Raw genomic sequence first — 9,640 nt, forward strand, 5'->3', positions numbered from 1 at the left:
ATATCATCGAGCACATCGGTCGATTTGCCTTTTAATAACGCCACGCGCTGTGCAAAGGATTCATCAAAATCCATCTCACCGCGCATCGCCGCTTCGGTAATGGCTGCAACTTGCTCGCCGATACCCGCAGTTTTTGCCAGCTCAACGATGACTTCTTGTTCAATCAAGGTCGAATCCATATCGAAACAGGCCAGCTTATGGGTACGTAGCATATGACCGACCGACAAGATATGACAGTCGACCACATCTAAATGCTCGCTACCTATGGTAGTTTGCGAGTTTTTATAGTCTTCCATTAATTCGTGGCGCAGACGCGTGGTCAATTGATCATCGATAATGTGCGCCGCTGCTGTTTTTTTAGCAGGGTGCATGAGAGTATCGGTGACGGGCACTAGCAGATAGCGGAACACTTGCACATCAATAAACGAGCGCTTAGCAAATGGCTGCGTGGTATCTATATCAGCAATCTCAATATCGACAAAATTGGCGTCGGCGTCTTCTGCGACAGTGACCAAGTGCCAGTTTGGCTGCTCATCGACCCAAGACTGCACATATTGATGAATATCGAGCGAAGATACATGCGTCGGCAATACCACAATTAAGGCAAACACAGGCAAGGATTGTAGCGCATCAAAATCATGTAGATTTGTGCCTTCAGGCAATAATGAGGCTACAGAATCGACCGCTTGTTGCCAAGCTTTGCTGTCTTTTGGTAACGAGTAAGATGTATTTTTTTGCATCGCTCAATTGTCCCTTGTATGCTGATATAAGATTGGGAATAATAGCAGCTTTAGTAGGCAGCGCCTATAGATGAGGTATAAAGTCTCACAGTCTGATAAAAACGCTTAGCATACCCAATTAACAGGCCTAAAAAGCGCCGCCGCATAGAAGAAAATTCTTACAATAAATTTATGCGATTCGCTAACGCCATAACCCTTACTATGATGATATAGTAGAGAAAATAAGCGCTCGATTTGTCGGTAAATGTATGAACCAAACATAATTGCACAACAAAACTGCTGTACGATGGCAAGGTCTTATCAATAGCATTGGTTTCAGTGTCATCTGTTTAGGTGCTATTTGTTTAAGTGCTATTTGTTTAAGTGCTATGCGTTTAAATACTGCAATACTATTGATTAAGTGGCGGCGCTAGTAAATTAAGCAAAAAATAAATAGACAAATTAAGAGCTGCATACACTTCTAGAAAATGAGCCTTAGCCTCGTTTTTTTACTTCCATTTATCCAAAAAAGTTTACCATATCATGACGTATTTAGCGCCGCGGCAAGGGTTGTTTGCCATTATTCTTCTGGTTAGTTTTTGTTTGCAGACCCTATTATTGGTCATCAGTACCGATCAGCAGCTGAGCAATAGCCGTGCCCAAAAGGGCGAGCAAATGGTCGCTCAGCTCATTGATGAAGCGCGCTTATCTTTAGAAAATAAAGACCGCGTCAGCCTTAGCGTCATAGCCAATCGCTATACCAGCGAGCAGGACGTCACGCGCATTTTGATTAAAGACAATAATGGCGATGTCTTGGTGCCAGTCGGTAATGCACCGATGCAGCAAGGCGATACCATTAGCCAAATCGCCACCAAAGGCGATGCAGTCATCGGTAGCGTGGCCTTGACCCTCAAAGACATTAGCAAGGGTGAGATTATTGCCATGCAGTGGCCGTTTGTGATTGGCTCGATGCTGCTGCATTTATTGCTATGGCTAATTTATGGTTATATTGCGCGCCCAACTAAAGAGCAAATCAATGCGCTAAGCCGCGATATTCAAGATTTGCATCGCGAGCAGTACAGACAGATCGATCAGCGCGAATTTGCGCGCGGTTATGAGCGCAACCTTGAGCGTGGCGATGAAACAGAAGATGTGTCAACAGAATCCACTAGTGCAGCCAATGCCGCGGCTACCAGCCGCAATCCAAATACTGATAAATCAGACCTACCGCGTAAACTAGATATTCATAGTGCGGTCAATCAATACGTTAGAGGGCAGCAAGGTCAAAATCTTGAGCTTGATGCGACTCATGACACCACTGCACATGCTATGAGTAACGATGGCGCGGACAATCTACAGGACCAACTGACTGCTGGCAATGCTAACAATCATGACAGCCATAAGTCTAATGGCTCTAATGGTATGGCTCGGCTGTCTGCCAACCGTCCATTTGATAGTGTCAGCGTACAGATAGTCTTTCATGATGAGTTTAATATGCTCGAGCGCTTAGCGCCGTCGCAGCGCCTGCCTTATTTGGCATTATGTACGCAGTTATTGAATCAAGCGGTGACCGAATTACTGAAGCAGCCATTATTGCTTGGGGTCAGCGCGATTAATGAGCCACACTTTGATGAAAGCGGCGCTTATGTGATGCTAAAGGCAGATAATAGTCATGCCAAAGTAGCATTGGCAGGGGTGATGCTCGCTAAGCTGTATCTCATGCTCAATAAAATTATCCACGATAAGCATATCGAGCTGTCAAGATTTGCCTTACCAGCGAAAGCCGGTGTCAGTGACAATGCGCAAGTTGAGGCGATGAGCCATTTATTAGAGAGCGTCGGTAAAAAAGAGCAGATGCTTATTTTGCTACCAACTGCGGGTATTAAACAAATCAATCATCATGTTCAGCTCCAAAGCGTCATGCGCCCAACGACCGTTTATGAGCGCGAATGTGCGATATTCGATGGCGGTAATGATGCCATGATTCAGCGGCTGGCTGATGTACGTAATGCGGTATTGATGATTGAAGAGACAGAAGAGCAGGGGTAAATTTGTCACTTTAGACGTCAGTGAATCTCTACAATTGCCTGTAAGATAAATGCTTGTGCGCTTATTAGCTTTGAGCATAACGTTGTCATAGTGATAAAAAGGATTGACAACGCTTGGGAGAGACTTTATAAGGCATATATATATTTATGTATTTTTAATACCTTTGCCGAAAAACGATAGGAGCTTGTCATGAGTGACGCTGATATTGATGACGATTTTGATGACGATTTTGTCGATGATGACGACGCCAAGATGGTGGAAGAGGCCGAAACCAGTGTGCGCACGCGCTTAAGCAGCCTTGAGAAACGCCGTTTGATTGATAACCTACTAGAAGAAAAACGTCTAGAAAAAGAGCTCAAAGACGATCTTGATGACATCGATAATTTTGATGAAGATGGCGATGACTGGGATGATGACGATATTTAACCCGTTATTTCTGTTTTAAGTTTGCCGCTTGATAATCAGGCAAAGTAGAGATAATGGCTATGTGTTAGCCGAAAGTTGTTAACTGGTTACACAGATAAGCAATCATCATGTTAAGTATATTGTGCTAAGCTGATTGTCAGAGGTTTTTAATAATATTAAATTGTTAAAAATGATGCTGCAATCAGCTCTTTTTATGTTGCCATACTCATGTATGGCGTACGCCGTAATCTAGCCGCCAAGGACTCCCTGCTATGAATAACCCACTCAGTTTCGATGAATTATTAGACTATTTGGACAATGATGAGAGCCAGTTCGTGCTGGATAGTGTTGCCACCCATGGTTTTTTGACCGCGACAGTTATTGGTCGTCCGTTGCCAAATTGGCTCGATGCGCTGTTTGAAGGTCACGTCAGTGACATTCCTGCAAATGTGATTGACGGTATTCAGCGCTGGCGCGACTCAATCATGGCTGAGCTAAAAAACGAGACGCCGATCGAGTTACCTTTTGGTGAAGATGCGGGTGATGAAGAAGTGGCGGTCGATTTCTCAGAAGAATCTGATATTGTTGCTTGGTCGATTGGTTTTGTCGATGCGATGTATGGCGATGAAGCCAGTGACTGGTTTGAAGATGAAGAAACGGCAGAAGATGTGGCGGTCTTAACCTTACCGATGATTGTGCTAAGCGGTATCGATGATGAGGATCCTGAGCTTGCCGAAATGCGCGCTGATGAAGATAAAATGGCACAAATGGCCAATAGCATCGAAGGCAATTTAACCGAGCTGTTTTTATTGTTTCATACCAATGACTAGCAGGGTTTGTTTCAACAATATTGATTGTTTATTATGCACTGACACCATCAATCTTCATTAAATTCATATAAGTCACCGATAAGGCTGTAGCATGACTGTGCAACTTTCCAACCTTGAGCACTTACCCAACTATCAGATTACCGAGCGCTTGGACGTTGTTTACGGTAGTACTGTGCGCTCAAAGCACGTGGGCAAAGACTTGTTTGCTGGTCTAAAAAATATCGTTGGTGGTGAGCTGACGGCCTATACCGAGCTGTTAGAAGAGTCACGCCAAGAAGCGATCGATCGTATGGTCATCAAGGCAGAAGCCTTAGGTGCCGATGCCGTGGTAGGTCTGCGGTTTTCGACCTCTAGCATTGCCCAAGGCGCTTCTGAGCTGTTTGTCTATGGTACCGCGGTTAAAGCCGTGCCCATGCCGCAGCAGTCCGTCTCTTCGCCGTCATCTCATCAACCGCCAAGCAATCCTTCTGGTCCTACAGGTTTGCAAAATCACGACCAAGCAGCGCCGCAAAACCCCAACGTCGCCGCTGATGATTTGCCACGTTTCAATCCTTTTGGTTAATTAACCAGCAAAAAAAGCAGCAACGCTTTTTGACGCTCGAGACGGTTCATGAATAATTCTCTCACCCAAATGCTTATCAACTACGCGCCGCTTCTGGTATTGTTTGTAGTCGGCTGGTTTTTTGGTTCACGGCATGAGCGTCAGCATTTGGCACAATTAAAAATCGCTGAAAAAGAGCTTAGCCATATTGTCGTCTCGACCGAGCGCTTTTATGTACCCAAATTGGATGCTCATACTGAGGGTGAATTGGTACTTGGCAGCGTGGTGATTGCGCAAGATTATTTTAAAATGGTCATTGCTCGCGTTTTAAGTATTTTTGGTAAAAATCTTACCACTTATGAGACCTTACTTGATCGCGCGCGCCGTGAAGCTGCCGTACGTATGCGTAGCCAAGCTCAGGCGAAAGGCTATAGTCATATTTATGGCCTGCGTTTTGAAGTCAGTAATGTCAATCAGTTGGGCAGCATGGTCGAAGCCATTGCCTATGGTACCGCCGTCCATAGTCGTGAGAATTCTAATAAAGCCTCGATCCTTTAAAATCATTTAACCCTAACCATGTTAAACCTTCTGGCAAATTCCCTTATTTACTCTGACTAAAACCCTTTCTATTTCTACTCTATTCCCACATTTTACACTTGACTGATGAGTCGTTGAATAAAGCAAATATCTATAACATTTGCGCTATATACTCGCTATATGTTTTGCTGACTTTTATGCTATAAGCACTCTCATAAAAGCTATAGTGAGTTAAAAGTAATATCGATACATCAGCAATACCTTAGCGTTTTTAGGATATTTTGACTATATGACAGCAATTCAGCATAACAATGAGTGATGGTCGTTGATGTTAAGCGTTAGCCGCTATTAACCAGCCTTAGCAAGGAATGCTAAGCAGGTATCACTCAATCATTAGCAGTTGATCTAGGAATAGGTCACATTTACAGGGATGTTAGTATGGAAAGTTTGGCGCTAGTCACTTTAGTAAACTCAGTTATTATTCCTATTTGCTTGTTTTTAATCATGATGGGCATGGGCTTGACCCTCGTCACCAACGATTTTAAACGGGTGTTAAAGTATCCCAAAGCTGTCGGTATAGGCTTGACCAATCAGCTGATACTACTGCCAATCATCGGCTTTGCCTTAGCCAATATCATGCCATTACGCCCAGAGTATGCCGTTAGCGTTATGCTGCTCGTGCTGTGTCCGGGCGGCACTACCTCAAACTTATTTACTTATTTGGCCAAAGGTGATGTGGCGCTGTCGGTAACGATGACCGCGATCGCCAGCGTTATCACGGTATTTACCATTCCAATTGTACTGAGCTTTTCGTTGATTTATTTTATGGGCAGCGGTAGCGCGTTTGAATTGCCCGTATTAAAAACGGTGCTTACTTTGGTGCTGCTAACGATTGTGCCTATTAGTATTGGCATGCTGATTAAGCGTTACGCGCCAGCAGTCGCCGATCGCTCACAAGTCTATGTGTCGCGCTTTGGCGTGCTGTTTTTAACGTTTTTAGTGCTATTTTTGGGCTATGTGCAACGCGATATCATCGTCGATGCCTTTATCGCGACCGGTCCTGTGTCGATAATATTGAACCTTTCAACCATGGCGCTTGGCTATTATAGTAGCAAATGGTTTGGTCTAAACTTGGCGCAAAGAACGTCGGTCACGTTAGAAGTCGGGCTCCAAAACAGTACATTGTCGATATTTATGGCGTTGACGTTATTATCGAACTACGATATGTCGATGATGCCAGCCATTTATACCTTGGTAATGTTCTTGACGGCAGGGATTTTGGTACGCATATTTAGCGCACGGCACAATAAACTGAGAAAGTCTGAAATAGAAAGCAGTGTATTAGCCGCACGCATGCTTTAACGCTAATGATTTAGACAGACGCTAAGCATCTATAGCCAATTCAATATAAAAGTGGTTCATTTAAAATAGCGCTCTGCTGGAATAAATCTTCCTCGCTTGCTGTGTGCTTCGCACGCCAAAGGCTTCGAAAAATTTATTCCAGCAGTCCTATAACATTTCTCAATGGAATTTACTATATATCACTCGTTCATAAAATCACATAACAGGTTTAAATGCTTAAAATCTGTTATGGGAAATTAGCTTGAAGATTTTACTGCTAATTATTGTTAATAAGGTCGGCGGGTATTTATACGGCTGTTTATATTATTTTCTTCATCTGCTTTATCTGTGGCGGTTTCTTCTTTGACTTTAGCAATATCAAACAAGAAGGTACGGTTTTTTAGTACCGCGACAAATACCACCCCGCCAACGGTATTGCCAACCAATATCACCGTCAAAAATAGCAAATAGCGCGCTAAGCTGACGGTATTGCCATAAAGCAAAGCAGAAAATATCTCGATATTACCGACGATACTGTGATGTAAACCTAAAAAGCCAATACTGCCAGTAATCAAGGTCACTAAAACAATGCGACTAAGGGTATCGCGCGCCGAGGTCACAAGCCAGGCGGTAACGCCCATCATCCAGCCTGCCAAGATGGCACTACCAAATATCACCCACCATCTAAACCCTAAGATATGCTCGGCATAGGCATCGATGTCACTGACGCTAAATAACTGCATATTTAAACCTAGGCCTATCATCAAAGCGGCAAATAAACAGCCACCAACGACGTTACCAGCGATGACAATGCCCCAAAGGCGTAGCAATTTGTGTAAGGGTTCGATTTTGTTGAGAACAGGCAGGCTCAACAGCGAGGTTTGTTCGGTGAATAAAAGCGATTGACCGATGACGACAATAATAAAGCCAATCGGATAAAGTAGGGAAGCGAGGACGATCGCGTAATGGCTTGGGAGCACGCCACTCAAAAGCGCAAAAGCTGATAAAATCATAAAGAAGCTGATACCAATCTCAAGCCCCGCAGTAAAAGCACTGGTAAATAACGAGCCAAGCGAGCGCTCAAAAGTTTCTCTAGCATCCATCACCTGCTCAACCAAGATACTGGCATAGCTTTTTGCTTGGCTAAAATTGTCATCGTTGGCAACTTTTTTGATGGTCTCTTTGTCTTCTTCGCTAATATCCTCAGAAAAGTCTTCGTCTTCTAAGTTTTCTGTGGTATCGGAGTCGCTCTGCACCTCAGTATCGCCTTCTACTTTGTCTTCAGCATTATTTTCTTCAGCAGCTATAGAGCGTACATCCTCTCTTTTTTCAGCTTTAGAGTGGCTGCTATTGCTACTATTATTGTTATCGTTGTGCTCGCTATCTTTAGACACGGTCGGCTCGCTGTTTATCTGATAATAATTTAAGTTTCTATTTATTCTAGCGTATGCGCAGCGTTTATTATGTTGAGTGTTCAGCCGATTACTGTTGTAAATTGGCCCCTGCCGCTATTGAAGACTGATAAATGTCCTTAGCATCTAACAAAATCTGCCCATCTGCGTTAAAATCACTCTATTAATTATTTTCCCTATTTTTCGATAACTTTGTTTGACCACCTTCATTTTTAATAAAAGACCATTCTATTATGAGTACTCTTAACACCCCTGACAATACCAAGAGCAACACCAAAACCAACCTGACCCAATCGATTCAGGCTGCCTTAAGTCAATTAGAGAACGCCTACAATCCAAGCGATGTCGAAGCAGGCATGTATCAAGGCTGGGAAGAAAGCGGTTATTTTAAGCCAAGCTTTGATAAAGACGAGTCGTTTTCTATCGCCTTGCCGCCACCAAACGTCACCGGCTCGCTGCATATGGGCCACGGCTTTAATAATGCTATTATGGATGCACTAACGCGTTATCATCGCATGTATGGTGATAATACGCTTTGGCAACCGGGCACCGACCATGCGGGTATCGCTACCCAAATGGTGGTTGAGCGTCGTTTGGAGGCGCAAGGTTTGAAGCGCCGTGATATGACGCGCGAAGACTTTATCGATAAAGTGTGGGAATGGAAAGAAGAGTCGGGCGACAATATCACCCGTCAGATTCGCCGTTTGGGTAGCTCGGTCGATTGGTCGCGTGAGCGCTTTACCATGGATGATGGCTTGTCTAATGCGGTAAAAGAAGTGTTCGTGCGTCTGTTTGACGATGGTTTAATTTATCGTGGTAAGCGTTTGGTCAACTGGGATCCTAAATTCCAAACCGCGCTATCAGATTTAGAAGTAGAAAACGTCGATGAAAAAGGCAGCTTATGGCATTTCCGCTATCATTTCACCGATAAAGACTTAACGACCCAAGAGGGTAAAAACTATCTGGTCGTCGCCACCACACGCCCTGAAACCTTGCTTGGTGATACCGCCGTTGCCGTCAATCCAAAGGACGAGCGTTACGCGCATTTGATTGGCAAAACCATTACCTTGCCGATTACTGGTCGCGTTGTTCCTATCGTTGCCGATGATTATGTTGATATCGAATTTGGTACTGGCTGCGTAAAAATCACCCCAGCCCATGACTTTAATGACTATGAGCTTGGTCGTCGTCATAACTTACCATTGATTAATATCCTTGATGAGCGCGCCAATATCTTACCCGCGATGGAAGTTTATCCTGACCTACAAACACGTGAGCCGACATTAGAAACCACGCCAAGTGAATATGCAGGACTTGAGCGTTTTGCGGCGCGTAAATTCTTGGTTGAGCAAGCGGGCGAGCAGGGATGGCTAGAGGATATCGAAGACTACGCACTCAAAGCCCCACGTGCTGAGCGTGGTGGTACGATTGTTGAGCCATGGTTGACCGATCAATGGTACGTGGCCGTCAGTAAGCTTGCCAAACCTGCGATTGATGCCGTAGAAGATGGCCGAATTGAATTCGTTCCTGCGCAATACAAAAACATGTATATGGCGTGGATGACGGACTTGCAGGACTGGTGTATCAGCCGTCAGCTGTGGTGGGGACATCGTATCCCTGCATGGTATGACGATGCGACTGGTGAGATTTATGTCGCCCGTGATGAAGCCGAAGTTCGTACTAAATACAATCTAAGCGACGATGTAAAATTGCGCCAAGACGATGATGTGCTCGATACCTGGTTTAGCTCAGGGCTTTGGACATTTAGTACGCTTGATTGGGCAGGCCCGAACGCTGATCCGCGCG

The 9,640-nt window shown here is 44.4% G+C and carries 8 protein-coding genes and 1 pseudogene; 7 read left to right on the plus strand and 2 right to left on the minus strand.

Translation table 11 applies throughout. The features are described 5' to 3' along the window. Nucleotides 1-740: pseudogene (locus tag V7D75_RS03220) on the minus strand (phosphoserine phosphatase SerB); the annotation flags it as partial. Between the two features lie 522 nt (nt 741-1,262). Here V7D75_RS03220 and V7D75_RS03225 point away from each other — a divergent pair. The 6 genes from V7D75_RS03225 to V7D75_RS03250 all read left to right on the plus strand — a co-directional run bounded on the left by V7D75_RS03225 (nt 1,263) and on the right by V7D75_RS03250 (nt 6,443). Beyond that, a complete protein-coding gene (locus tag V7D75_RS03225) occupies nt 1,263-2,768 on the plus strand; it encodes a hypothetical protein (protein ID WP_333613388.1) in 1,506 nt (501 codons plus the stop codon). A 189-nt stretch (nt 2,769-2,957) separates the two neighbouring features. Further along, complete coding sequence (locus tag V7D75_RS03230) at nt 2,958-3,194, plus strand: PA3496 family putative envelope integrity protein (RefSeq protein ID WP_068403618.1); 237 nt, start codon at nt 2,958-2,960, stop codon at nt 3,192-3,194. A 251-nt stretch (nt 3,195-3,445) separates the two neighbouring features. Continuing rightward, on the plus strand, nt 3,446-4,003 hold the full coding sequence (locus V7D75_RS03235; protein WP_068403615.1) for a UPF0149 family protein: 558 nt from the start codon (nt 3,446-3,448) through the stop codon (nt 4,001-4,003). A gap of 91 nt (nt 4,004-4,094) precedes the next feature. Next, on the plus strand, nt 4,095-4,565 hold the full coding sequence (locus tag V7D75_RS03240; RefSeq protein ID WP_144297803.1) for a YbjQ family protein: 471 nt from the start codon (nt 4,095-4,097) through the stop codon (nt 4,563-4,565). Between the two features lie 48 nt (nt 4,566-4,613). After that, nucleotides 4,614-5,102, plus strand: coding sequence for a YbjQ family protein (locus tag V7D75_RS03245; RefSeq protein WP_333613389.1), 489 nt, complete (start codon nt 4,614-4,616; stop codon nt 5,100-5,102). A gap of 417 nt (nt 5,103-5,519) precedes the next feature. Then, nucleotides 5,520-6,443 (plus strand): bile acid:sodium symporter family protein, encoded by a 924-nt coding sequence (locus V7D75_RS03250; RefSeq protein WP_333613390.1) that lies wholly within the window; start codon nt 5,520-5,522, stop codon nt 6,441-6,443. A gap of 266 nt (nt 6,444-6,709) precedes the next feature. Here V7D75_RS03250 and V7D75_RS03255 read toward each other — a convergent pair whose 3' ends face one another. Further along, on the minus strand, nt 6,710-7,816 hold the full coding sequence (locus V7D75_RS03255; RefSeq protein ID WP_333613391.1) for a formate/nitrite transporter family protein: 1,107 nt from the start codon (nt 7,814-7,816) through the stop codon (nt 6,710-6,712). Nucleotides 7,817-8,067: 251 nt separating this feature from the next. On the opposite strand from V7D75_RS03255, the gene V7D75_RS03260 reads away from it, so the two are divergent. Beyond that, nucleotides 8,068-9,640: valine--tRNA ligase (locus tag V7D75_RS03260; RefSeq protein WP_333613392.1), on the plus strand; the 1,573-nt coding region annotated here is incomplete at its 3' end.

The organism is Psychrobacter sp. (genome assembly GCF_036731945.1).
Lineage (GTDB): Bacteria > Pseudomonadota > Gammaproteobacteria > Pseudomonadales > Moraxellaceae > Psychrobacter.

Excerpts from the sequence above, each read along its gene's own strand:
- V7D75_RS03230 (WP_068403618.1), top strand. The coding sequence starts at position 2,958 with ATGAGTGACGCTGATATTGATGACGATTTTGATGACGATTTTGTCGAT.
- V7D75_RS03235 (WP_068403615.1), top strand. The coding sequence starts at position 3,446 with ATGAATAACCCACTCAGTTTCGATGAATTATTAGACTATTTGGACAAT.
- V7D75_RS03240 (WP_144297803.1), top strand. The coding sequence starts at position 4,095 with ATGACTGTGCAACTTTCCAACCTTGAGCACTTACCCAACTATCAGATT.
- V7D75_RS03245 (WP_333613389.1), top strand. The coding sequence starts at position 4,614 with ATGAATAATTCTCTCACCCAAATGCTTATCAACTACGCGCCGCTTCTG.
- V7D75_RS03225 (WP_333613388.1), top strand. The coding sequence starts at position 1,263 with ATGACGTATTTAGCGCCGCGGCAAGGGTTGTTTGCCATTATTCTTCTG.
- V7D75_RS03250 (WP_333613390.1), top strand. The coding sequence starts at position 5,520 with ATGGAAAGTTTGGCGCTAGTCACTTTAGTAAACTCAGTTATTATTCCT.